This window comes from Vibrio sp. zbq_1, from assembly GCF_043102935.1.
Taxonomy (GTDB): Bacteria; Pseudomonadota; Gammaproteobacteria; order Enterobacterales; family Vibrionaceae; genus Vibrio; species Vibrio parahaemolyticus.
The window spans coordinates 12,378-35,340 of sequence record NZ_JBICJH010000023.1; the positions used below are offsets into that span (position 1 = coordinate 12,378).

General features: G+C 44.6%; 20 protein-coding genes. 11 read left to right on the top strand and 9 right to left on the bottom strand.

Annotated features, from left to right (window positions below; translation table 11 throughout):
* Positions 1–8: 8 nt before the first annotated feature.
* The 6 genes from ACF8CV_RS11220 to bcsE form a co-directional block, all read right to left on the bottom strand.
* Positions 9–191 carry a hypothetical protein gene (locus ACF8CV_RS11220; protein ID WP_071651861.1) on the bottom strand — a complete coding sequence of 61 codons (183 nt, stop codon included), beginning with the start codon at positions 189–191 and terminating at the stop codon, positions 9–11.
* Between the two features lie 540 nt (positions 192–731).
* Positions 732–1,193 carry an NfeD family protein gene (locus ACF8CV_RS11225; RefSeq protein WP_023624139.1) on the bottom strand — a complete coding sequence of 154 codons (462 nt, stop codon included), beginning with the start codon at positions 1,191–1,193 and terminating at the stop codon, positions 732–734.
* A 9-nt stretch (positions 1,194–1,202) separates the two neighbouring features.
* Positions 1,203–2,120 carry an SPFH domain-containing protein gene (locus ACF8CV_RS11230; protein ID WP_005454552.1) on the bottom strand — a complete coding sequence of 306 codons (918 nt, stop codon included), beginning with the start codon at positions 2,118–2,120 and terminating at the stop codon, positions 1,203–1,205.
* Between the two features lie 158 nt (positions 2,121–2,278).
* The gene (gene bcsG / locus ACF8CV_RS11235; protein ID WP_025555975.1) at positions 2,279–3,904 is read right to left on the bottom strand and encodes a cellulose biosynthesis protein BcsG; all 1,626 of its coding nucleotides are present in this window, start codon (positions 3,902–3,904) and stop codon (positions 2,279–2,281) included.
* Positions 3,904–4,080, bottom strand: coding sequence for a hypothetical protein (locus ACF8CV_RS11240; protein WP_021449654.1), 177 nt, complete (start codon positions 4,078–4,080; stop codon positions 3,904–3,906). The genes bcsG and ACF8CV_RS11240 overlap by 1 nt, the downstream gene beginning before the upstream one ends.
* On the bottom strand, positions 4,077–5,660 hold the full coding sequence (gene bcsE, locus ACF8CV_RS11245; RefSeq protein WP_138938600.1) for a cellulose biosynthesis protein BcsE: 1,584 nt from the start codon (positions 5,658–5,660) through the stop codon (positions 4,077–4,079). The genes ACF8CV_RS11240 and bcsE overlap by 4 nt, the downstream gene beginning before the upstream one ends.
* Positions 5,661–6,137: 477 nt before the next feature.
* On the opposite strand from bcsE, the gene ACF8CV_RS11250 reads away from it, so the two are divergent.
* Genes ACF8CV_RS11250 through ACF8CV_RS11275 form a run of 6 tightly spaced genes read left to right on the top strand, consistent with a single transcriptional unit; the run spans position 6,138 to position 16,884 of the window.
* A complete protein-coding gene (locus tag ACF8CV_RS11250) occupies positions 6,138–6,335 on the top strand; it encodes a hypothetical protein (protein WP_020840230.1) in 198 nt (65 codons plus the stop codon).
* Entirely contained in the window at positions 6,332–7,111 is a 780-nt protein-coding gene (bcsQ, locus tag ACF8CV_RS11255; RefSeq protein ID WP_021484815.1) for a cellulose biosynthesis protein BcsQ, read from the top strand. Before ACF8CV_RS11250 ends, bcsQ begins: the two co-directional genes overlap by 4 nt.
* Before the next feature lie 3 nt (positions 7,112–7,114).
* Complete coding sequence (gene bcsA / locus ACF8CV_RS11260; RefSeq protein ID WP_138938599.1) at positions 7,115–9,748, top strand: UDP-forming cellulose synthase catalytic subunit; 2,634 nt, start codon at positions 7,115–7,117, stop codon at positions 9,746–9,748.
* The gene (gene bcsB, locus ACF8CV_RS11265; protein WP_138938598.1) at positions 9,738–12,023 is read left to right on the top strand and encodes a cellulose biosynthesis cyclic di-GMP-binding regulatory protein BcsB; all 2,286 of its coding nucleotides are present in this window, start codon (positions 9,738–9,740) and stop codon (positions 12,021–12,023) included. Before bcsA ends, bcsB begins: the two co-directional genes overlap by 11 nt.
* Complete coding sequence (bcsZ, locus tag ACF8CV_RS11270) at positions 12,023–13,129, top strand: cellulose synthase complex periplasmic endoglucanase BcsZ (protein ID WP_138938597.1); 1,107 nt, start codon at positions 12,023–12,025, stop codon at positions 13,127–13,129. The genes bcsB and bcsZ overlap by 1 nt, the downstream gene beginning before the upstream one ends.
* Entirely contained in the window at positions 13,120–16,884 is a 3,765-nt protein-coding gene (locus ACF8CV_RS11275) for a cellulose synthase subunit BcsC-related outer membrane protein (protein WP_138938596.1), read from the top strand. The genes bcsZ and ACF8CV_RS11275 overlap by 10 nt, the downstream gene beginning before the upstream one ends.
* Positions 16,885–16,943: 59 nt before the next feature.
* Here ACF8CV_RS11275 and ACF8CV_RS11280 read toward each other — a convergent pair whose 3' ends face one another.
* From ACF8CV_RS11280 to ACF8CV_RS11290, 3 genes are all read right to left on the bottom strand, one after another.
* Positions 16,944–17,798 carry a co-chaperone YbbN gene (locus ACF8CV_RS11280; protein ID WP_005454528.1) on the bottom strand — a complete coding sequence of 285 codons (855 nt, stop codon included), beginning with the start codon at positions 17,796–17,798 and terminating at the stop codon, positions 16,944–16,946.
* Positions 17,799–18,246: 448 nt separating this feature from the next.
* Positions 18,247–19,074, bottom strand: a complete 828-nt coding sequence (locus ACF8CV_RS11285) for an SDR family oxidoreductase (RefSeq protein ID WP_138938595.1) — start codon at positions 19,072–19,074, stop codon at positions 18,247–18,249.
* Between the two features lie 38 nt (positions 19,075–19,112).
* Positions 19,113–20,030 carry a TIGR01777 family oxidoreductase gene (locus ACF8CV_RS11290; protein WP_020840238.1) on the bottom strand — a complete coding sequence of 306 codons (918 nt, stop codon included), beginning with the start codon at positions 20,028–20,030 and terminating at the stop codon, positions 19,113–19,115.
* A 285-nt stretch (positions 20,031–20,315) separates the two neighbouring features.
* On the opposite strand from ACF8CV_RS11290, the gene ACF8CV_RS11295 reads away from it, so the two are divergent.
* The 5 genes from ACF8CV_RS11295 to ACF8CV_RS11315 all read left to right on the top strand — a co-directional run bounded on the left by ACF8CV_RS11295 (position 20,316) and on the right by ACF8CV_RS11315 (position 22,934).
* Positions 20,316–21,050: a DUF1538 domain-containing protein gene (locus ACF8CV_RS11295; RefSeq protein ID WP_005478515.1), complete on the top strand. Its 735-nt coding sequence runs from the start codon at positions 20,316–20,318 to the stop codon at positions 21,048–21,050.
* Positions 21,047–21,838 (top strand): DUF1538 domain-containing protein, encoded by a 792-nt coding sequence (locus ACF8CV_RS11300; RefSeq protein WP_005454529.1) that lies wholly within the window; start codon positions 21,047–21,049, stop codon positions 21,836–21,838. The genes ACF8CV_RS11295 and ACF8CV_RS11300 overlap by 4 nt, the downstream gene beginning before the upstream one ends.
* Entirely contained in the window at positions 21,828–22,178 is a 351-nt protein-coding gene (locus tag ACF8CV_RS11305) for a P-II family nitrogen regulator (RefSeq protein WP_005382084.1), read from the top strand. The genes ACF8CV_RS11300 and ACF8CV_RS11305 overlap by 11 nt, the downstream gene beginning before the upstream one ends.
* Entirely contained in the window at positions 22,175–22,582 is a 408-nt protein-coding gene (locus ACF8CV_RS11310) for a CBS domain-containing protein (RefSeq protein WP_005454537.1), read from the top strand. The genes ACF8CV_RS11305 and ACF8CV_RS11310 overlap by 4 nt, the downstream gene beginning before the upstream one ends.
* A 142-nt stretch (positions 22,583–22,724) precedes the next feature.
* Positions 22,725–22,934 (top strand): hypothetical protein, encoded by a 210-nt coding sequence (locus ACF8CV_RS11315; protein WP_011105727.1) that lies wholly within the window; start codon positions 22,725–22,727, stop codon positions 22,932–22,934.
* Positions 22,935–22,963: the final 29 nt, after the last annotated feature.

The window sequence follows — 22,963 nt, forward strand, 5'->3', positions numbered from 1 at the left end:
TCCTTTTTCTATTTTACTTCTCTGCCGTCATACATTTTGCAATATAACGGTGGCAGCATGTGGACATTACCATTTGGTAATTCACATTTCACTTCAGGTGCTAATGTTCTTCCTCCTGAAGCGCCATTTGCTTGAATAGTAAATGGAATTGTAGCTGAACATATTAATAGTATTCCGGCTAATAATTTCATAACGATCACCCTCTACGTTTAAGACTTTATTACGCCTGTTACCCAAAATTTGTGTATTTGGCGTGCTAAGTACTCAAACAAAAACATGTCTCTTTACCTTAATACCGCTCACACATACCACAGTAAATGGTGTCACCCATTGTGTGTCCAACCGCGCTGAAACAAGCTCTGCCTTTGGCGTGGTGAGGACCAACTCAGTTATCAATAAAACGGTAGAAAAGACTTTTCTACTTACCTAAAATATAAGCATTTACCTTTATGCTTATGGATTAAGTATGTATAGGGAGTTGGAAAGATCAAAAATTAATTCAACACTGTTTTATTTTTTATATTGAAATTAGATTGAAAATAACTGGAAGCAGTGAACTATCTTTTTGATTAATTCTTAGTTGATGAATATCAATAGGATTTACAAGATGGAATTTAATAATATTTATATTACTTATTTTTTAAGGACAAATTGAATAACACGATGAAATAAAAAGAGTTGAGAGAAAAGAAAGTAATGAAGCAGTCTTTACTTCATTACTTTGACATAAATTACTCAGAAATAGGCTCCACAATGAGGATTATTCCATCGATCGCGACGATTTTTACACGAGTACCAGCTGGGATATTTTGCTCACACTGTGCAGACCAGGTGGTATCGGCGATGCGAATTCTGTTTAACCCAATTGAAAAATCTTCCTCAAGTATCACGCTGCGGCCAATCAACTGCTTGTACTTTTGGTTGAGATCTCTTGTTTGATCATCTTGTTTGTCTCTTGACCACTGGCGTCGCCACCATAACCAAGTTGTCAGCAAACTGAAAGTCGCGAAAGATAACCATTGAAGTTGCCAGCCGAAAGGGAGCACTGCCAATAACGCTCCCACTAATAACGCCGATAACCCCAACCACAGAAAGTAACCCGCTGTACCAAGTAGCTCAACGGCAAGCAGCACAAAGCCGAATGCAAGCCAGTGCCAAAATGTTATGCCATCAAGCAGGTTGAACAAGTCCATAACTGGGTCCTAATCTTTATTTTGTTGTTTAAACATTTCTGCGATGCCCGCAACAGAGCCCATGAGTCCGGTTGCTTCCAAAGGTAGCATAATGATTTTTCCGTTTTCAGCTTGACCAATACTCTTGAGAGCTTCTGTGTAGCCTTGCGCGATGAAGTAATTAACGGCTTGCATATCGCCTTTTGCGATGGCTTCGGAAACCATGTAAGTCGCTTTTGCTTCCGCTTGAGCAGCACGCTCACGCGCTTCAGCATGGAGGATAGCAGACTGTTTTTCACCTTCTGCTTTTAAAATCTGCGATTGTTTGTGACCTTCTGCTTTGAGGATTTCTGCCTGACGGACACCTTCAGCCTCGAGAATTTCAGCACGTTTATTACGCTCTGCTTTCATCTGAGCGTTCATTGCAGCAGTTAGATCGGCTGGTGGCTGAACATCTTTTATTTCAATACGCGTGACTTTTACACCCCAAGGGTTTGTTGCTTGGTCCACGATCGCTAGCAGCTTGGTATTGATCATGTCACGTTGGCTCAGCATTTCATCGAGTTCCATCGAGCCAAGTACGGTACGAATATTCGTTAGCGTTAGATTACGAATCGCGTGTTCTAAATCGTTTACTTCGTAAGCCGCCTTAGCCGCATCGATAACTTGAACGAAACCAACCGCATCGATCACTACGTTTGCGTTATCTTTTGAAATGACCTCTTGTGCTGGAATATCAAGCACACGTTCCATCATATTTACTTTTTGACCAATTTTATCAACGAATGGAATGATCAAGTTTAAACCCGGCTTTAATGTGTGGGTGTAGCGTCCAAAGCGCTCAACTGTCCAGTTGTTTCCTTGTGGAACCGTTTTGATGGCTGAAGACAAGATAACGACAGCGAGGACGACGAAAATACCGATAGTGATCAGTGAATCGATAGGCATGATTTATTCCCTTGAGTGCATAATAACTGATTCATTTTCACGCATTTTTGGGTTGTAGACAATCGAAGATGTTGAGAAGAAACGATAGCGGGGCGATTTTAGGCAAAACAAAGGCCGGAAGTTCCGGCCTTAGGCAGCATCGTATGGTTTAGTTGGAACTACTTTGTTGGGTATTCAATCCAACTAGAACCATCAAGAGAAACATAATACTTTCCTTGTACTTCAATCACAGTAGAACCGGAGTTCTGCGCGACAATGCGTGTTTCTGGTAGGTTCTCCGTCAATATTGAAGGGCTAAACGTCTTACTTTGATAAATGTTTTTATCCAGAATATTCGACACGAGCTGTGACAACGCCAGATAGCTAGAGGGCGCATTGACGTGTTCTGTGTTGCCCTGACGTTGAATTCCTTCTCCGAAGATTTTAATTCCTACCGGGGTGTGAACGATCGTTGGCGCAGGAATTTCTCGCATACCTGAAATCTGCATTCGGTCTCCTCGCATACCACCACCATGTTCTGGTACCAAGGCCACAACAATGTTGCGCTTTGAGGACTCTAAGGTTTTAAAGAACGCGTAGAGATCATCAAGCAAATTCTTAAGGCGCATTTTGTAGCTAGCAATGGATGTGCTTGAATTCGTATTGATGATCCGGTTGCCATCGTGTAGTGAAATTGAGTTGTAGAGTGCCACGACTTTGTCGTCACTACTGTTAAGTCTTTGCTGCCACCAGTTATCCAATACTTGCTTATCGCGGAAGATCGAAGAGCCATCAAAAGATTTTTGGTAAGGAGCTAAACCTTCTTGAGACATAAGAGCCGCTTGTAAGTCGCCGTCTTTCTTGATCAATTCAAGGAAGCTATCGAAGACACCATTGTGGTTCATCAGTAAATTTTCTTTGAAGCCTAGCTCTTTCAAACTTTCGAACAAGTAGCACTGTTTTGAAGGTGCTGGTTGGAACAGTTGACTGTGTTCCTGTTGACCGCAATTGGCTCGTAGCAGACGAATGACCGCAGGCCCGCTGTATGATGTAGCGGAACTAAAATTGTCGAACATGATGTCAAACTCTTTGAACAGAGGATGATCGGCCAGTCCTGCAATTTCGATGTCATCCCACGCGACCGAACAAATACTCAAGAACAACAAATCAAAAGGAGTATCTGTTGCGCTGCTAGTATCGAATGTCACACGTCGAGAAGCTTCTTTAGAAAAAAAATCTGCAGTTAACGTGTTGAGACTTGCATCGTTAATTTCCGTTATTTGAGGTTGTTTGCTAGCAGTAACCTCGGTTGGCGGCTGTTGTTGAGTTACTTCTGCAGCCACTGTTGTCGGAGGTTCAGTCGTCACTGGCATACTTATATAGATCATAGCAATAACCACAAAGACTGAAACTCTAACGAACTTGCTCAAAATAAAGTACGCACCACACAAAGCGAGCAATCCGAGAATTGCTTGGAATGATAAAAATCGTCCCAAAAGTTCGACCAGATAACTCAATTCAAACTGCATTAATTGTCCCGCTTGAGCCCAAAGACGGTCTAGCGGAGGGAGATAAGAATCGTAATGCAAGAGCCACGCTGCGGCGACAAATACAACGATATGACGCACCGTATTTAGGCTTTTCATCGAGATTGGCAGCAGGATGAAGATCAACAGCGCAAAGTTTTCCATTGGATGGAAATCGATGATTCCCTGAAAATAGAGCGCTATTTTTGCGATAAAGTAAATGTTCCACCAGCCCAATCCTATAGTGAAGGGGGTAGAGTCATGAGAATGCGATGTCATTACTTAAGCTTCTTGGTGTTAGTGGCTGATGTATCTAGCTCAAAATAGCGCGAGCGTTTTAAGTGCTTTTGGTAAAAGCGTGTGGTTGCGTTTACTAGGTCACGAAGAAAGTATCCTAGGAGTAGGCCAATACCTAAGCTGATACTCGCGGTCAGTAAAAAGTCGTTAATATTCATGAACGTTCCTTAAGCTCAATGGCCTTTTTGACAGCAAACAAAGGGGGAACATCAACCATGGAATTGGTGGTGGTATGGAATATTTCCCTCTCTGTCGTCAAGGTTGAAACGTCATCGGATATGACGGCTTCATCTTGAACGATGAATTTTAGCTCTGTTTCGATATCTAATTGAGTATCAAACGTGTGAGTTGAGTGAAACAAGTCTCTCACTGGAAACTCAAATATATTGTTTAGTGCAATATCAATATCGCTTTGTCGAATAGCACTGAACAAGACATATAGAGCTTTTTTGCAGGCTGTCACAACGTCGCCATCTCTTCGAATATGGCAAAGACGTAAACATTCCTCTGCCGTCATGCCTGGCAATAAGTTCAGCTTGATGAGCGCAAAGTTCACACTTGAGTGTGTTGAGTGGGAAATGACGTCAATACAGTATTGGTTAAAGTCCTGGTTTTGTAAGTAGCCTTTGCTACCAAACTTAAAGTCATGCTTTAAGAGCGCCTCTAAACTGTCAGGAATTGGGCGTGTAAGCATTTGGCCTTGAATTGCTTCAACCTGAGTCATAAAGCGCATATGGGGGATCTGCGCATGTGAAATGAAGTTCGCCCCCGCGCGGAGTAAGAACTTTTCATCTGCATATCTCAGACATTGTTGGGTCTCCCTGACAATAATCTTTAGCTGACGACCATATGCGGACCTTAAACGGTAGCAATCTAACGCGATCTGTTGAACTTCGCTTTGGTTATCACAGCTGAAAACAATAGTTGAAGAGCGAGGGTTGTTTAACATCGCTATGAGTTCTTGATTACTCTCGGCCATACGCATCCCTTTTGGGGCTTTCTCGTTTTCTCTGAAGGCTCTTCTACTAATATATATTCTATCACTATCCGATTTGTCTTCCGGTATGACACGAGATTGATGCGTTTCGTAAGGCGTTGCTTTTAGCTTCTTATCTTTAGTGCTAGAGAGAAGGTACTCGTCTTGGGAAATTACACCGTGTTTATTGGACCAAAAATCCACAAGATAGCAGTAGCGAGCATCATCTAATGATGTCATGGTCGCCAAACCTGCAATGTATCTATTATGAGAAATCAGAATGGGCTTTAATAGTGAAGTCGTCAGATACCCATATATACAAACACTAATAGTGAGTTTTTTATTATTTGCCAGTTCATTTAAGTTTTGTAGGAAAATACTTACAAAATAATCGTCACTTGATGATACCAGTGAATCTGGAACTACTAATATATATGTAGAGAGTTTCTTTATATTTGTTTGATGAATATCTTTTGCAAGCTTTATAGCGTTTGGCGCTTTATTTGTGAATTTGTGGCTAAGAAAAAAACACTGTTCAAGATGATTTTTAGATAAGTCATTGAATTTGCATAAGGCCTCATCATTCAATGCAGACAAAAAAGTTTCCTTGTCTGTAAAGCTTGTAAGTGAAGTGTTGTTATTTGCTGGTAGCGTACTGAACAAATAATCAATAACCATTTGCTTATGTGTAAATAAGTTTACATAAACAGAATTTATCTCTCGTTCAGAAGTAATTGCGGATAACCCGGAGATTGCTGACATCAAAAGGCCTTATAATCAATGGTTTACTGTTGTTGTGCGTTGTGGCTTACAATCCGCTGTATGCTAATCGTTACAATGTTACTTTTCTTGGCGACAAGAAAATGACGCCGAGATATTAAACGAAATTGATCAAAAATTAAAATAGTTATAGCATTGCTTCATATGATGTTTATAAGTTTAAACTCAATAATTTGCAAGTCTATGATTTACTAGTAAATTATTCTTTGTGCTTATATGTCGTAAATGGATAATTACAATTCATCTTCATAACCCCTGTTTCTGAAGTCAAACATCATTTAGGGATTTATTAATTATGTGAACTATAAATAACCCTGTTCACATTCATTAGCGTTCTGTAAATATGAGACGCATAGGTCGATGCGTCAATTTTTCAACAATGGAATTTATACTGCAAAGAGTAACTGGCGGGATTGCCATTACCGCAGTTTAAACACCGTTATATTGTGAAAAAATGTTATGACTGAGTCTGCAAAAGATATTAATTCGATCTACTCTTCTTATAACTTAACTCAACATAAGTATATTGAAACAACAGAAAACGAGTCTTACGTGCAAGCTAAAAATAAGTGGTTGGTCTTTCAAGCCAACAGTGCTCGTAATGCTCTGCCTCAAGTGCGTAATAAGCAGAAAGGTTTAGAAACGGAAGCGATATGAAACGCCTTCTTTTTGTTAGTTTAAAAGGTGGTTGTGGCTCAACGACCGTCGCTGCGAACTTGGCACAAGCATTAGTTAAGATAAACAAACAGGTTCTGGCCATTGAGGTGGTGCCTAACAGTTTACTGCAAACTCATCTTGGCTTGCCGCAGGAAGAGAAAGATGGCTGGGCGAAACAACTTCTTTCAGATAAACCTTGGACCCAGGCTGGTTATGAAAGCCCACAAGGTGCACTTTTTTTACCGTTTGGCCATCTGAATTCTGAGCAGTTAAAAGCGTTCTTTAACGAGCGTTCTCACTACCTATCAATGCTAGGTGAAATGACGTTGCAAGTGAGCGAAAACCGTGGTGAGCAGTGGCTGCTTTTTCACGCCGACTTAGCAGAGCTTACTGATCCTGAAGTGCGATCTTTTGTCGACTCAATGGACATGATTGTGGTGGTGGTAACGGCAGATGCCCTGAGTTATCTCACTCTTCAATCTTGGCTACAACATGAAGAGCTATCGAGATTGCTTCGCTCTGACAAATTACGTTTTTTGGTGAATAAGTATCAGCCAGAAACCGAAATTGGTCGTGATTTCATGTTGGTGCTGAAAAAGGAACTTAGCGAATCGTTGATTCCTGTTTCGATTCATCGAGATACGGCATTGCTTGAATGTGTGGCAAACCTGACGACCGTTCAACACTATTCGCCATCGAGCCAAGCCGCAAAAGATTTTCAGTCTTTTGCTTTTTGGTGTGTATCAGCGTTATCAAGCGCTCAGGACCAAAGCTAATTTATGCGAAGTCTTAATCTGATTTTCCAACGCTGGGTAGTGGACCAATTCAGACTACAGAAGAAAGCTTACGAGCAAGCCTGGAATTGCAAAACAAACTGGGTTGGTGAGTGTGCTTTGTCTTTTTGGTTTTCATTGAGTTTTGTATTTTTAAAGCCGGTTATTTCGGGTGTTCCTTCATGGCAACTGCCTTTGGTTTACTATCCAAACGTTAATTTTGCTGCGCCGAGATGGTTTGATCCTGTGCGTTTTGTTATCCAAAGCGTGTGGTTACTTTGCTTCAAGCAAAACGTAAGTACAGCATGGTCCAAAAAAACCAGCAGCTTAGCGATGACTTTAGCCGAACAAATTCGCAATGCGTTCTACTTGCCATTTGAATTGGTTGCAAAAAGCGTCCGCTGGTTAGAACAGACAGCGAACAACATCAAAGATCCACAAGTTCGAGAGCGTATTAAAGCAAGTAAGTCAGCGATGGCGTTGAACTACACCTTGCTGTTTTTCGTGGTGTTAATCGCTTTGCTGTGTTTTACGGTGCCATTTGGTTATCAGGCTCAGACTGTCTTTGTGTTGTTACTCTGGGCATTAGCGATGATGGTTCGTCGCATGCCGGGTCGTTTTCCTACCATGCTTTTGATCATCTTGTCGGTTACGGCCTCATGTCGATACTTGTGGTGGCGTTATTCGTCTACCCTGAACTGGGACGATCCTGTTGCTTTGTTTCTAGGGGGCGTTTTACTTCTAGCTGAGACGTATTCTTGGATTGTGCTGATGCTTGGCTATTTCCAAAATATCTGGCCATTGAATCGCAAACCAGTATCGATGCCACCGGATCAGTCAACTTGGCCAACTATTGACTTGATGATCCCTACTTACAACGAAGATCTTGATGTCGTGAAAGCGACGGTTTATGCCTCGTTAGGTGTCGATTGGCCGAAAGACAAACTCAACATCCACATTCTGGATGACGGCAAGCGTGATAGCTTCCGAGATTTCGCCAAAAGTGTAGGGGTGAACTACATCCGCCGCCCAACGAATGAACATGCGAAAGCCGGTAACATTAACTATGCGTTGAAGCAGACCAGCGGTGAGTTTGTTGCGATTTTTGACTGTGACCATATTCCTACACGAGCATTCTTTCAGCTCACAATGGGGATGTTCCTGAAAGATCCAAAGTTGGCGCTTATTCAGACTCCGCACCATTTCTTCTCTCCGGATCCGTTTGAGCGTAACTTATCGAACTTTCGTAACGTGCCAAACGAAGGCAACTTGTTTTACGGCTTGATTCAAGATGGTAACGACTTATGGGATGCAACTTTCTTCTGTGGCTCGTGCGCTATTTTACGTCGAGAGCCTTTAGAGGAAGTCGGTGGTATTGCAGTCGAAACCGTGACGGAAGATGCGCACACTTCTTTGCGCATGCACCGTTTAGGCTATCGTTCTGCATATCTGAAGCAGCCGATTTCTGCTGGTTTGGCGACAGAGACATTGTCTGCACACGTTGGGCAACGCATTCGTTGGGCTCGCGGGATGGCGCAGATATTTAGGGTAGATAATCCATTGACTGGAAAGGGTCTTAAGCTCTCTCAACGGCTTTGTTACGTCAATGCCATGCTGCACTTTCTATCTGGTATCCCAAGGATTGTATTCCTGATCGCACCATTGGCTTATTTGTTGCTGCATTCCTACGTGATTTATGCGCCAGCGCTGGCGATCATTTTGTACGTATTGCCCCATATGATCCACGCGAGCATGACCAACTCTCGTATGCAGGGTGACTACCGTTATTCGTTCTGGGGTGAGGTATACGAAACCGTGCTTGCTTGGTATATCGCAAGGCCAACAACGGTGGCTTTGTTTGCACCCCATAAAGGGACATTCAACGTAACGGCAAAAGGCGGTTTGGTTGAAAAATCTCACTACGATTGGGTGATCTCCCGACCATATTTGGTTTTGGTTGCACTCAACATTCTGGGCTTTGCTGTAGGGATTTATCGAATGGGGTGGGGGCCTCAAGACGAAATCGGTACGGTTATCGTGAACCTCGTTTGGACGATGTACAACTTGTTGATTTTAGGTGCTGCTGTCGCCGTTGCGGTAGAAGCCAAACAAGTGCGAAAAGATCACCGAGTAGAGGTGGCGATTCCTGTCGCGGTAAGGCTTCACTCGGGGCACTTGATTCAAGCGCAGATGAAGGATTTCTCTTTGGGTGGCGTGCGCATTGAAATAGACGGAGTCGATGAACCAACCTGTGCGTACCTACTTGGCCAAACCTTAGAAGTGATCCTCAATCGCGGTGGTCAAGAATTCGTGTTCCCGATGACGGTTGCCTATGCTCATAAGGGGATATTTGGTTTACAACTCAACGAATTGTCTCATCAACAACAAATCCAATACGTCCAATGTACATTTGCACGTGCAGATACGTGGGCGAAATGGCAACAAGGCTATCAATCAGATAAGCCTCTATCGAGTATGCAGGCTGTACTGCAAGTCGGCTTTAATGGATACAAACGCTTGCTGCAACATTGTCCTAAGTTTGTTCAGGCCAGTGTGGATGCACTTTTATTTTGTATCGAATTTATTTGGTCACTAAGACCTCGTTATGTCCCAATCAGGACCTCAAGTCATGCTAAATAATAAAAAACTAACGGCGTTGACGACGGCTATCACTCTCATGTGTATGTCGGGCAGTCTCGCGGCACAAGAAGTAAGTCAGCAACAACCAACGCCTTTGGCACAGCAAGATGCTGAAAATTCGACCGTATTTAAGCGTGTCATTCCATTTAGTCAATTGGGTTACAGTGGTTCAATTGCTATTCAAGGCAGTGAGGCCAGTGCTTATATTGGTTTCGGTTCGCGACTCGATGAGGTGGTGTCTAAAGCCACGTTGTACTTTGACATCACACCTTCACCAGCGTTGCTCTCTTTGGTTTCTCACGTCAAAGTGTATTTGAACAATGAGCTTATGGGAGTGGCGTCAATCGTCGATGGTCAGCAAGGTAAAAAGTTGAGCTTATCGATGCCGCTGGATACTCGTTACTTCAGCAACTACAACCAAATTCGCTTTGAGTTGATTGGGAATACTCAGAAAGACTGTGCCAACCCAAATGACTCGAGCATTTGGGCTGAGATCAGCCAAAGCAGTCGAATTGAAATGTTTGCCCAAAAGACAATACTGGAAAGCGACTTGAGCTTGTTGCCAGCGCCGTTTTTTGATGTCCGTGATTTTAGCCAGTTAAATCTGCCCGTCGTTATGGGTGGCAAATATGATCTGGATGATGTCAAAGCAGCTGGTGTCTTGAGCTCTTACTTTGGTGCTCTTGCAGGTTGGCGTGGTGCTCAATTCCCTTTTAGTGTCGACACGTTACCTAAGCGCAACGCCATTGTCTTTGTTACCAATGACAACAAACCTGAGTTTCTGAGAGATTTTCCGGACACGGATGGCCCTCGTCTTCAAGTTATCACTCACCCAACTGACCCATACGTGAAGCTTCTTCTAGTGATAGGCCGTGACAGTAAGGATCTTAACGTTGCGGTGCAAGGTTTGGCGTTGGGAAACCAACTTCTTACTGGGCCAATCGCGAAGATTAATGAAGTCAAACAAATCAAACCACGAGTCCCGTACGATGCGCCAAACTGGGTGAGTACGGCTCGTCCCGTTGCATTATCTGAATTAGTCGAACAAAAAAGCATGTTGCAAGTGGAAGGTCGAACGCCTCCTCCAATCAACGTGAGTTTGCGCTTACCACCCGATCTCTTTACTTGGCAGAGCCGTGGTATACCGATGGATCTTAACTATCGGTATTCGCCACCTGCTGCGGATCATTCTGGTTCTCGCCTGACTTTGAGCATCAATGACCAGTTCATTGAGGCGTTTAACTTAACCACAAAAGGCCAAGGTGGTGAGTCTAACCGTGTGCGTGTTCCTCTATTAGATGACAGTATTCTGAGTGGTGATGCGCTTGTTCGTATTCCGGCCTTTAAAGTTGGCAGTAAAAACCAAATCGAGTTTGAGTTTGGCTTTGCGTCGGTGACCGATGGGCAATGTCAGGTGACGCAACCAAGTAAGCAATACGCGGTCATTGATGGTGACTCTACGGTTGATTTTAGTGGTTTCCCTCACTACATCGAAATGCCAAATATGCGCGCTTTTGCTACTTCTGGTTTCCCTTACACTCGCATGGCCGATTTGTCAGAAACTGCGATTGTTGTTCCAGAGAGAGCTCCAAAAGAAGTGTTGCAGACCTTCTTAAACGTCATGGGGTCGTTAGGACGTGATTCTGGGTACCCAGGTATTCAGGTGCTTTTGACAGACAAATGGAATGCTGAGCAACTAAAAAATAAAGACATCCTGACGATCGGTGTTGTGGATGCACTAGAAGAAGCCGCTAATAATCCTGACCAAGTTAACTTAGTGGTTAAAGAGGGTCAGAGACAAATTCGCCTACCAAGCAAAAATGAAAAGCAGCTCGGAATGAACTGGATGAGTCCAAGTGATGCTCGTCAAGTGGCCGCGGATTATGTTTCTGTTGAGGCTGAGGGCTCTTTTGCTGCTATTTATGGTGCAGAATCGCCATTTACGAAAAAACGCAGCGTCATTTCTATTATGGCGGCTCACCCGTCAGATTTTGCGTCGGTTGATCGCGCGTTGGCTGACTCCGGCAAAGTGGAGCACATGTTTGGCTCGGTGGTGACGTTGAGAAATAACGAAGTAGCAAGCTACAACGTGGGTTCGCACTACTATGTCGGTAAGCTTCCTGTGTGGCAGCTCGTTTGGTATCACTTCTCTAATCACCCAGTCATCGTTGCGTGCTTTGCCGCCTTGCTAGTGGTGATCGTAACCATTGTGCTTTGGCGCGTATTACGTCAAGTCGCGTCTAGACGTTTAGAAAAAACTGAGGAAGAGGAATAATGAAAAAACTCATCTCGTTCCTTATGTTGTTGGTGTCTCCTTACTTGTGGGCTAACACCTGCGAGTGGCCACAATGGGAAACATTTAAGTCGGTATACATGGAGCAAGGCAGAGTCGTTGATGGCAGTGACGAGCGTATGATTACGACCTCGGAAGGTCAATCTTACGCATTGTTCTTTGCCTTGGTTGCCAATGACCCTAAAACCTTCGATCAGGTTTTAAAATGGACTCAATCACATTTGGCTGGTGGGGATTTGACGGCAAGGCTTCCTGCTTGGTTGTGGGGAATAAAAGAAAACGGTCAGTTCGGAGTGTTGGATTCTAATCCAGCATCAGATTCTGATTTGTGGATAGCGTACTCCCTCGTTGAGGCGGGAAGATTATGGAATAACTACTACTATCAGACCCTTGGACATCTGGTCGCGAGTCGTATTTTACGTGAAGAAACCGTCAACATAACGGGAGTTGGAACGGTATTGTTGCCAGCTCCAACTGGCTTTGATGCCGACAGCCAGTACCGTGTGAATCCGAGTTATGTTCCGTTACAACTGATTGCTCGTATGCAGTCTCTGTACCCGCAATACAACTGGGATTCAATGTATAAGGCAAGTGTTCACATGCTAGAGAAAACGATGCCAGCTGGCTTTAGCCCAGACTGGGCAACATTGAGAAATGGTCGTTATAGCTCAGATGGGGTCACTGGGCCGATAGGCAGTTACAACGCGATCCGCACTTATCTTTGGGTGGGCATGTTAAATGACCAAGTTTCAGAAAAAGCAGTATTAGTGCAAAAAATGCAGCCGTTTGTGGCGGCAACCAAAGCCCTTGGTGCGCCCGCGAGAGAAGTAAATACTGAAACGGGTAAATATACCCAATCAGGAAGTGCAGGTTTTTCTGCTGCGGCTCTTCCGTTGCTCGCGGCTTCTGGTGAATCTGCGCTGTTGGAGGCGCAGTTCAGTCGTGCTCAAAATGAACTTGTGATGGACAAAAACGATCATTATTACGACAACGTATTAAGTCTATTTGGGCTTGGTTGGCATGCAGAACGTTACCGTTTTGGTGTGCAAGGTGAATTGCTTCCTGCATGGAGCGAGAGATGTCAGTAACAGGACGCGCGTTATGGTGGATTCCACTGGTTGCTTTGGCGACTGGTGGCGTCGGCACTGTGCATGCAGAAAGCTTTAGTTCAAAACCTCTGACAAAGTCGCAGCTCGCACAGGTCTACAAACCTATCGAGCTGGTTCAATTTTCCACATCATTAGCACGAGTTGACTCGGTTGAATGGTTAGTTGAGCAGCTAAAACTAGCAGATGCGATTGGCCGAGATGATATTGTCGAGAGTACTCTGGAGAGGCTGTTCGCGATTGAAGAAAGCAATCCAACGGGGCTTTTCTATCAAGCAAATATGTATCTGAAACGTAAGCAGCCCGAATTAGCAAAACCCGTATTTGAGCGCTTAATCAGGCAGGCGCCTCATTCGCCTCAAGCAAAAAACTTGTCATCGATTATGGCCATTCAGGGAAAGAAAAGAGCGGATTATCAGCGCGCTCAGTTGCTTGCAAAATCTGGTCGTTACGATGAAGCGATTCAAGCTTACAAAGCCCTTTTCCCAAATGGAATGCCATCACCAGCGTTACAACTTGAATTCCTACAGTTGCAAAGTAATTTGCCTGGCAGTTGGAGCTCGGTAAAACAGGGACTGGAACGTTTAAATGCAAATTATCCTAGTGTCCCGTCTTTTCAACTCGCGTTAGCCAACCACATTCGCAAAGAGAATCCTGCCGATCCATGGATTCTCGATACCTATAAAAAGTTAGCGCTTGCTCCTTCGGTTGGAACAAATGCGGCAACGTCGTGGTTGCGTGCATTGGATCAATTGCCTATTTCAGATCAAGTTGTTCAGCAATATGCCATTTTAGCTAGCTACTACCCGTCTGACATGGAGATTCAAAGAGCGAATCAAAGCGCGAAAGATCGCTGGAAAAAGGAAAAGGAACTACGAAAAGACCCCACCTATCTCGCTAAGCTCAAAGGGTTAACGTTGCTCGAGGAAGATAAAACCGACCAAGCAGAAGCTCAGCTGCGTTATGCGTTGACGACTCGTCCGCGAGATCCTGAATTGCTCGGTGCTATGGGCAAGGTTTATCTACGTAGAGGGCAGCAGCAAAAAGCGCTCGAATACTTTAAACAGGCTCAGCGCTTAGATCATAATCCTGACTCGGCCTCAAAATGGGCAGCGTTAATCGAGACGTCTCAATATTGGGCGTATCTTGATCAAGGTGATGCCTTGGTCGAAAAAGGCCAGTTTAAGCAAGCAGAAAGCGTTTATCACAAAGCGATTCAAGTAGATAAATCCCAACCTTATGCTTATTCATCATTAGGCTCTTTGTATCTTGTTCGAGAAAATTATGCTGCGGCAGAGAAGGCTTTCAAACAAGCTTTGCAACTGGACAGTAGCAATAGCTCTGCATTGCGTGGTCGTTTAGATGTTCGTATTCAGCAGCAAGATTGGTCTGGCGCGGAAGCACTCGCGCGCAGTTACTCTGCCCCACAGCAGAAAGTGGTCGCTGAAAAAATAGCGAGCATCAAGTCGGAAGTTATTTTGACTCGTCTGCGGATCGCAATCGCTCAAAATGATCAGGCAACGATGAAAGCGTCCGTAGAGGAATTGATAGCGCTACAGCCAACCTCCCCATGGTTAAGGCTTGATATTGCTGACGTTATTCATTCCATGGGCGACAAAGTACACGCGGATACGCTGATGTCCAATTGGGCTACATCTAGTAATGACCCTGAAATGAAATTTGCTTACGCGCTTTATCTCGCGCAGGACTTCAAAGTGAATGAGGCCATCGCTGAGCTAGAGAGCATCGCACAACATGACATGACAGACGCAATGCAGCGCAATTTAACCCGCTTGAAGCTTGATGCTCAGTTGAGAGACATCCAAACGCGTTACTTAGCTTCTCCTGAATCAGCAACGGCGACATTACGTGCACTAGAGTCGGATTATCAAGGTCAAATTCAACCGCTCGCTCGTCTAGTGAGTGCGTGGTTAGACATTGATGAAGTTAAGGAAGCTGAGAGGGTTTTCCAAAGCATTTCGTTTGCAGAAGATTGGTCAACCGATGACAAACTGGCTTACGGCAGCATGATGGTAAGCTTGAATCACTTTGAAGATTTTGATAGTTGGTATGCGAGCTTAGCATTAAATTCCGCAACACAAGATTTAAGTGCTTCGGAAGCATTACAGTTTGATGAACTCAAAACCCGTCGACTGTTGAGTCAAGCGGATCTGATGCTTGTTAATCAACAGCCTAAGCTTGCGTTGGATTTGTATGAACAAGTTTCTTTAAAGCCTGAGCCATTTAAAACTCAAGCAGAAATTGGCATGTTGCAAGCCAGTGCTTTGACTGGAGATGAAGCGACGTATCACGATATGCACCTCATTTTGAATAAAAAGCGCGATAGCTTAACTGCGGCACAGTTGATGACAGTGGCCGCGGTGTTTAATCAACAAGGCTATCGAAATGACGCTAATGCGCTAAATCAGTTGTTGGATGCGATGCCTGATGCCGACGCATTAGCGTTTCGCAATAGCATGTCTATAGCAATGGAAAATCAACAGTGGGCGTTAGCTGAAACACGCGCCTATCAAGCCTTAAATCTTGACCGAATGGATAAAAATCGTGAACCTGAAGAAGCGACAAAAGAGCTCCCAAGCTTACGTGAGCTATATGATACTGCTGACGACTACTGGTTGACTCGTAACGTCAAATCGGACATCGATAAACTGCATGATAGGAGTGATGGTCATGTCATGATTGGCTGGGATTACAGTGCACGAGATGGTCGTAATACTTCGAATCAAGTGCCCATAGAAGCACGAATCCCGATTGAGAGCTGGGATGGGCATCTGTTGCTAAAAGCCGATTATGTTTCTATCGATTCAGGTCAGTTGGACTACTATGAAAAAACCACCGATTCTGACAGCACTTCGTTCCAAAATGACGCATCAGGTATGGCATTTGGAGTGGGCTGGCAAGCTGAAGATTGGTTGGTCGATGTCGGCACGACACCAATTGGTTTCGACCATACCACATGGGTTGGTGGTGTGCGCATCAATGGGGATCTAGGTGAGTTAGGTTGGACTGCAGAAGCTTCGCGTCGCCCAGAGACTAGCAGCACGCTTTCTTATGCTGGAATGTCTGTCCCTAGCGGCACGACTGACCCTCAAGGGACTAAATGGGGTGGGGTTATCCGTACTGGTGTGAAGTTGAACTCAAGCTGGGACACTGGTGGGCCTTACGGTTTTTGGAGTAGCTTGCAGTATCATAGTTTGACTGGTGAAAAGGTTGAAGACAACACTCGTTTAGGCGTGTTAGGTGGGGCGTACTATAAGTTAATTGCAACGGATGACCAGCGTTTAAGTATTGGTACGAACTTAATGTACCTTGATTACGACAAAAATTTGGGTGAGTACACGCTAGGTCACGGTGGCTACTACAGCCCGCAAAGTTACTTCTCGGTGTCTTTACCTATCAATTTTTATGGTCGATACAGCAGCTCTTGGTCATATCAGTTGAGTGCGTCCGTCTCCAACTCTTGGACTAAGGAAGACGCACCATACTTATCGACAATAGCGACGTCAGACAAAGGTGGTAGTTTTGGTACATCGTTGCAAGCAGCGGTGGAAAAGCGAGTCAGTAAACGTTGGTACCTTGGTGCATTAGTCGATGTGCAGCGTTCTGAGTTTTATACTCCAAACCATTTTATGCTTTATGCCAAATACACCTTTAATGATCGTTGGCAACCAATAGAATATCCACCAGCAGCCCCAATGCTGTATAGCGACTTCTAATAAAAAACAAAGGCCGGATTTCCGGCCTTTATTGTCTTATTTTTAGAAGAACTCTGGGTTTAGTACAAGATGGAGTACAGCTGGCGACGATATTTACTTGCAATAGCGTTGCCTTGTCCTAAGGCGCTTAGGATATCCATAAAGGTCTTCTTCACTTCGCCATCTTGCGCGCCTAGGTTTACTTTTAAAATGTTCCAAAGTAGCTCTAGCGCTTCTTCATCACGACCCACTTGGTTGTATTGTACTGCTAGCTCACATGCCAATTCGAAATTGTCTGGGTTAGCTGCCAACTCTTGTTCCAAGCGCTTTAATTCTGGACTTTCAGCCGCTTGCTGATGCAGTTCCAGTTTCGCGATTAAGCTTTTGTAAGAGTTGTCTTGATACTCAAGTGGGATGGTTGCTAACAACTCTTGTGCTAATTCGAATTGTTTGGTTTCTAGCAAACAATCGGCTTTTGCTAGTTTTACATCACCGCGTGATTGCAGTTCATCTGACAGCGTTTGAATGACGTTCAGAGCTTGTGCATGTTCGCCTTGTTGAAGCAGTTCGCTTACTTGCTTCAATAGTTGCTCGTCAGGGCTTGGCAAATGTTTTTGTAGCATTGCGCCAATCGCTTCGATTGGTTGAGGCCCGCCTAAGCCATCGACCGCTTGTCCATTAACAAACAACGCGATTGTTGGCAGTACTTGCACACCAAATTGGGAAGCAAGCGCTGGTTGATCTTCACAGTTCAGCAGAGCCAATGTAAAAGCACCATTGTACTGTTGAGTGAGAGCTTGCAACTCAGGTAGCACTTGTGCGCTTTCTGGTTGAGCGTTGGCCCAAAAATGAATCAGAACGGGCGTGTTCATTGATCCTTCAAGCACTTCTCTAAAATTCTGTTCTGTTAACTCAACGATAAATGGGGATTGCATCTGAGTGTCCTTGCTTTTAATTCAGGTCGATGTCTGTAGATATGGAGCTAATTGAATGGAAAATCAAGCGGGTCGAGCATATTAGGAAAAACGCTGCCGAAGCAGCGTTATCCTATTTGCAAGCGAAAGTGCAATTAAATTGGAGGTTCTCGCACGTTAGATAGCAGAGCATGGCATCGTGCAAGGTGTGGTATCAAAATAGGATGAACATCGTCAACACTACACCCACACTAAGCCAGTTCAGCTGATTTAATGTCATTGTTGCCTCGCATTCGTACAAAACATACTGGGTGGCGATACCAAATCTTTTTAAGTTCAAAATCTTAAGAGGAAGTCTTAATTGATAAACTTAACAAGAAATTGATTCGAGCGCGTGAGGTTTTTTTAACCTACGTGCTCATAATGACATCACATTGTTACGATGAAATTACATTACGACAAAATATTTCTATGCAGCTTGTCGCAAAATTTTATCGAGGACACGAGTGGGTAATAATCGTTTCAAAATCGCAAACAACTTGGTTGGTGTCGTAATGCGATAGCGAATTTTAGGTTTATTGCTGGTTAGTGCGTGAAGAACGGGTTCGATACAAGCTTCTGCGGGCAGCACGAATCGATTATTCGATTTATCGTTATCTAAACGCTTTTTCTGTCCTTCATACGCGATACGGTGAGGGCTTGAATCTACGTCAATCCATTGCTCAAAAGCGTGCAGAGCGTTGTGTCTAAATTGCGTTTCAATGGGGCCGGGCTCTATCAACGCCACTTTGATGTCGGTATCAGCAAGTTCGAGCCGTAATGTATCTGTCCACCCTTCTAGGGCAAACTTTGAGGCGTTGTACGCCCCACGATACTTCATTGCGGCAAAACCCAAGACGGAACTGTTTTGAATAATGCGTCCTTCACCCTGAGCACGCATAGTGGGTAGTACCTCTTGAACCAGTTGGTGCCAACCAAAAAAGTTGGTTTGAAATTGCGCTTTCAATGCTTCGGTAGGCAGATCTTCTAATGCACCGGGCTGACCATATGCGCCGTTATTGAACAGGGCATAAAGCTGGCCTTGAGCCAATTCAATCGCTTGTTTTGCGCCACTAGTGATGCTTATTGGGTCGTCGAGGTCGAGCTGGATACAGGTTAACCCTTCTGATTGGAGTCGTTGAACGTCATCAAGCTTTCTACAAGAGGCGATGACGTTAAAGCCTTGTTTATAGAGTGCATGAGCACAAACGTACCCGATGCCCGTTGAGCAACCCGTAATGAGGATGAATTTATTCATGTGTTAGCTTAATGCGAGAGACAGATAAGCTTTATCATTCAACAGCTTCTATCTTGAAGCAAGTGCTTCAGTGCTGGTTCTATTCTTGAGTAACTAAATTTAAAGCCAAGCTCGGTGAGTTTCTTAGGTTTGGCTCGCATACTGTCAAACAGCAAACATGCCGATTCTCCCATCGCCAATGCCATGACCCATTTAGGTGTGAATAGAATATGAGGACGTTTGAGTGTTTTCGCTAACGTGCGGCTAAATATCCGGTTAGTCACAGGGTGAGGGGCGCACATGTTGAAGGCACCATGCGCGTGAGGGGTTTCAAGCAGGTACATAATGGCACGAACCATATCGAGGATATGAATCCAAGGCATGTATTGATTGCCATTGCCAAGCGGTCCGCCTAACCCCAATTTGTAAGGCAAGAGCATTTTCGCGAGTGCTCCGCCATTAAGCCCGAGTACGACGCCTGTCCGGAGAAAGCAAACGCGGGTTTGTTCGGACTCAGCTCGTTTGGCGATTTGTTCCCACTTAGCGCAAACCATATGCGGGAAATCGTCGTTATTCACATGAAGACACTCATCGAACGGATGATCCTGCTGGTCGCCGTAATAACCCACTGCAGATCCACTAAGAAACACAGAAGGCGGTTCGGTACTGGCGTGAATCAGCTCAACAATTTGCTCGGTAATTTTCCAGCGACTGTCGCAAATTTTCTCTTTTTGCTGCTCCGTCCAACGTTTGTCTGCGATTGGTTCTCCTGCGAGGTTGATGACGGCATCTATGTTGTTGAGATCGGCGAGTTCATCAAGAGAAGCAAGGTACTCGATATTACCTAAATCAGCGTACTGCAAGTGCTGTTTGGCTTGGTCTGGCGATCGGGTCAGTAACACTATCTGATGAGTGGTGAGCAGTTTGAGTAACTCAGACCCTATAAACCCAGTTCCACCTGTAAGTAATATCTTCATAGCATCTCTTTGAATGTCAATATATTAGAACATTATAGTCGTTTTGCGCCTCGCTTGATCAGTTCCGCGCTGCTTATCATGTGTTCTCCCATCTTTCAGATAAATTTTCGTGGTGGCTCATCCAGTTCACATATTAGGAAAATGTAACCAAATGTTAGTGGTGACATAAGGTTGTTCACGTTTGTGAGTAGAAATTTATGCCACACTGAGAGTAGATGATAAGGATATCACCGGACAGGTCTCGCCTTCAGAGCCAATAACTTGTTCGTCAAAGGGAGGATTTGCATGGAAGCACTCACTGCTTTGTTCCGCGCTCTGTTTAACAGTGCCCGCGATCTTCTTCCTATTGTAATTGTTATTACCTTCTTCCAATTGGTGGTTCTGCAAGAGCCTTTACCTAACTTGGTCTCGATTCTTTTTGGTTTGTTGTTGGTCATTTTAGGCCTGACGTTTTTTATTTTCGGGCTAGAACTCGGCTTGTTCCCCATTGGCGAAAATATGGCACAAGCCTTTGCTCGAAAGGGCAGTGTGTTTTGGTTATTGATTTTTGCGTTTTGCTTGGGGTTTGGAACCACTATCGCAGAGCCAGCATTGACTGCTGTTGCAGAAGAGGCCTCAGAGGTGGCGGCTGAAGGCGGGATGATCCCCAATTCCGAACAATCCATGACGGAGTATGGCGTTGGCCTGCGGATAACGGTGGCTTTTTCTGTTGGGATTGCGATTGTGATTGGGGTGCTGCGCATCTTAAAAGGGTGGCCAATTCATTACATGATCATCGGTGGTTATGTTGGCGTTGTGACTCTCACTTGGTTTGCGCCAGAGTCGATCATCGGCGTTGCTTACGACTCGGGTGGCGTGACCACGTCAACGATTACCGTCCCTTTGGTGACGGCATTAGGAGTAGGGTTAGCTTCGGCCATTAAAGGGCGTAACCCTATGGTGGATGGTTTTGGGTTGATTGCGTTTGCCTCTTTACTGCCAATGATGTTTGTCATGATTTATGGGATGGCCGTTACATGATTTCATTCGAACATTTCTTAGATACGTTGCTGTCCACCATTCGTGATGTGATCCCGATTGCGGCGATTATTTTTGGCTTTCAATTGGCTGTGCTGCGCCGCCCAGTGAATAACCTCAAAAAAGTGTTGCTCGGTTTTGCGTATGTCATTGTTGGATTATCGTTGTTTTTACTCGGTTTGGAGATGGCATTGTTTCCGTTGGGCGAAACAATGGCGGTGCAGTTGACCGCTCCTGAATTCGTCCGAGAGTTTAAAGTCTCTATTGGGCAGGCGTTAGAGTGGGTCGACTATTATTGGGTGTACACCTTTGCTTTTTTTATCGGCTTTAGTACGACCATTGCTGAGCCATCTTTGATTGCAGTGGCCATCAAAGCCAATCAAGTGTCTGGTGGCAGTATTAGTGTAAATGGCTTACGAGTTGCGGTTGCTTTAGGCGTAGCGATAGGTATCGCGCTTGGCAGCTATCGTATTGTGGTGGGCGACCCGATTCATTACTACATCATTGCGGGGTATATCGTCGTGGTGATTCAAACCTTTTATGCGCCTAAGTTGATCATTCCACTTGCCTACGATTCAGGTGGTGTCACCACCTCTACCGTGACAGTGCCTTTAGTGACGGCGCTTGGGCTGGGACTAGCGTCAACTGTGCCAGGCAGGAATCCGATGATTGATGGCTTTGGGCTTATTGCTTTCGCCAGTTTGTTTCCAATGATATCCGTAATGGGGTATGCGCAAATTACTCAGTGGCTTAATAAAGACACCTCGGAGGACGAAGAAAATGCGCTTTAAATTGATACTCGCGTTTGTTGAAGACAGCAAAACAGACAAGGTGCTCGATGCGGCTCGTGATGCAGGAGCAACGGGGGCGACCGTGATCAATAATGCTCGTGGTCAAGGTTTAAATCAGAAGCGGACGTTTTTTGGATTAACCCTAGAAGTACAAAAGGATGTTCTGCTTTTTGTGGTGGAAGAGCACCTTTCTCGGCACATACTTGAGACCATTAATGAAGTGGGAGAGTTCGACCGAGAGTCGGGGCAGGGGATTGCGATTCAAATTGATATCGAGGATGCCGTAGGTGTTGCGCATCAAGTCGAAACGTTGACCAAGGTGGTTGAGGATGAACTATGAGTAATCAAACGATAGTACGAGTAAGGGATGTCATGGCTGCTACTTACGTTATGGTAGATGGACTGATGACCGTATACGAAGGCATTACTCTGGCAAAGAAATATCAAGTGAAAGCGCTGGTGGTCAAAAAGCGCGATGACAACGACGAATACGGCATTGTGCTAATGAATGATATTGCGAAGAAAGTGTTGGCAAATAACCGTGCCCCTCAGCGCACCAATATCTACGAAATCATGACTAAGCCTGCTTTGTGTGTCGATCCAGATATGAACGTCAAATACTGTGCTCGTCTGTTTGAGCGATTTGGGATCAGCCGCGCGCCCGTGATTGAAGATGGGGAAGTGATCGGCATGGTGAGTTACAACAATATCGTGATTAATGGTATGGTCAGAGAGGATGGCTAAACTGTGTAAGTAACATGCGTAATATTTTTCTCAAGTCAGCGACATGCGTCAATCTCTAAGATATTGATTATTAGTGATGTTGCATATATTTTCACAGGCGCTATTCTTTGTGCCCTAAGCATATAGTTGAGGAATTTAAATCATGCCTTTAGTCTCTTGCCCTGTGTGTGAGAAACAAATATCGAAACGTGCTCACACATGTCCAGGGTGTGGGGAACCGGACCCGTTACACCATTTAGCGAAGTCGAAGTTCATTTCGATGGTTTTTTGGACATTAGTTTTAGTCGGTGCCGGATATTTTGCTTGGTTCCATTTGCTACCAATGCTGATTGAGACTGTGCGTCATCAGTAATCGGGAAGTCGGTTGAGCATACGTCAGAA

Bases quoted from the DNA above. Each gene is read 5' to 3' on its own strand.
- ACF8CV_RS11220 (WP_071651861.1), bottom strand. From the start codon at position 191: ATGAAATTATTAGCCGGAATACTATTAATATGTTCAGCTACAATTCCA.
- ACF8CV_RS11225 (WP_023624139.1), bottom strand. From the start codon at position 1,193: ATGGACTTGTTCAACCTGCTTGATGGCATAACATTTTGGCACTGGCTT.
- ACF8CV_RS11230 (WP_005454552.1), bottom strand. From the start codon at position 2,120: ATGCCTATCGATTCACTGATCACTATCGGTATTTTCGTCGTCCTCGCT.
- bcsG (WP_025555975.1), bottom strand. From the start codon at position 3,904: ATGACATCGCATTCTCATGACTCTACCCCCTTCACTATAGGATTGGGC.
- ACF8CV_RS11240 (WP_021449654.1), bottom strand. From the start codon at position 4,080: ATGAATATTAACGACTTTTTACTGACCGCGAGTATCAGCTTAGGTATT.
- bcsE (WP_138938600.1), bottom strand. From the start codon at position 5,660: ATGTCAGCAATCTCCGGGTTATCCGCAATTACTTCTGAACGAGAGATA.
- ACF8CV_RS11250 (WP_020840230.1), top strand. From the start codon at position 6,138: ATGACTGAGTCTGCAAAAGATATTAATTCGATCTACTCTTCTTATAAC.
- bcsQ (WP_021484815.1), top strand. From the start codon at position 6,332: ATGAAACGCCTTCTTTTTGTTAGTTTAAAAGGTGGTTGTGGCTCAACG.
- bcsA (WP_138938599.1), top strand. From the start codon at position 7,115: ATGCGAAGTCTTAATCTGATTTTCCAACGCTGGGTAGTGGACCAATTC.
- bcsB (WP_138938598.1), top strand. From the start codon at position 9,738: ATGCTAAATAATAAAAAACTAACGGCGTTGACGACGGCTATCACTCTC.
- bcsZ (WP_138938597.1), top strand. From the start codon at position 12,023: ATGAAAAAACTCATCTCGTTCCTTATGTTGTTGGTGTCTCCTTACTTG.
- ACF8CV_RS11275 (WP_138938596.1), top strand. From the start codon at position 13,120: ATGTCAGTAACAGGACGCGCGTTATGGTGGATTCCACTGGTTGCTTTG.
- ACF8CV_RS11280 (WP_005454528.1), bottom strand. From the start codon at position 17,798: ATGCAATCCCCATTTATCGTTGAGTTAACAGAACAGAATTTTAGAGAA.
- ACF8CV_RS11285 (WP_138938595.1), bottom strand. From the start codon at position 19,074: ATGAATAAATTCATCCTCATTACGGGTTGCTCAACGGGCATCGGGTAC.
- ACF8CV_RS11290 (WP_020840238.1), bottom strand. From the start codon at position 20,030: ATGAAGATATTACTTACAGGTGGAACTGGGTTTATAGGGTCTGAGTTA.
- ACF8CV_RS11295 (WP_005478515.1), top strand. From the start codon at position 20,316: ATGGAAGCACTCACTGCTTTGTTCCGCGCTCTGTTTAACAGTGCCCGC.
- ACF8CV_RS11300 (WP_005454529.1), top strand. From the start codon at position 21,047: ATGATTTCATTCGAACATTTCTTAGATACGTTGCTGTCCACCATTCGT.
- ACF8CV_RS11305 (WP_005382084.1), top strand. From the start codon at position 21,828: ATGCGCTTTAAATTGATACTCGCGTTTGTTGAAGACAGCAAAACAGAC.
- ACF8CV_RS11310 (WP_005454537.1), top strand. From the start codon at position 22,175: ATGAGTAATCAAACGATAGTACGAGTAAGGGATGTCATGGCTGCTACT.
- ACF8CV_RS11315 (WP_011105727.1), top strand. From the start codon at position 22,725: ATGCCTTTAGTCTCTTGCCCTGTGTGTGAGAAACAAATATCGAAACGT.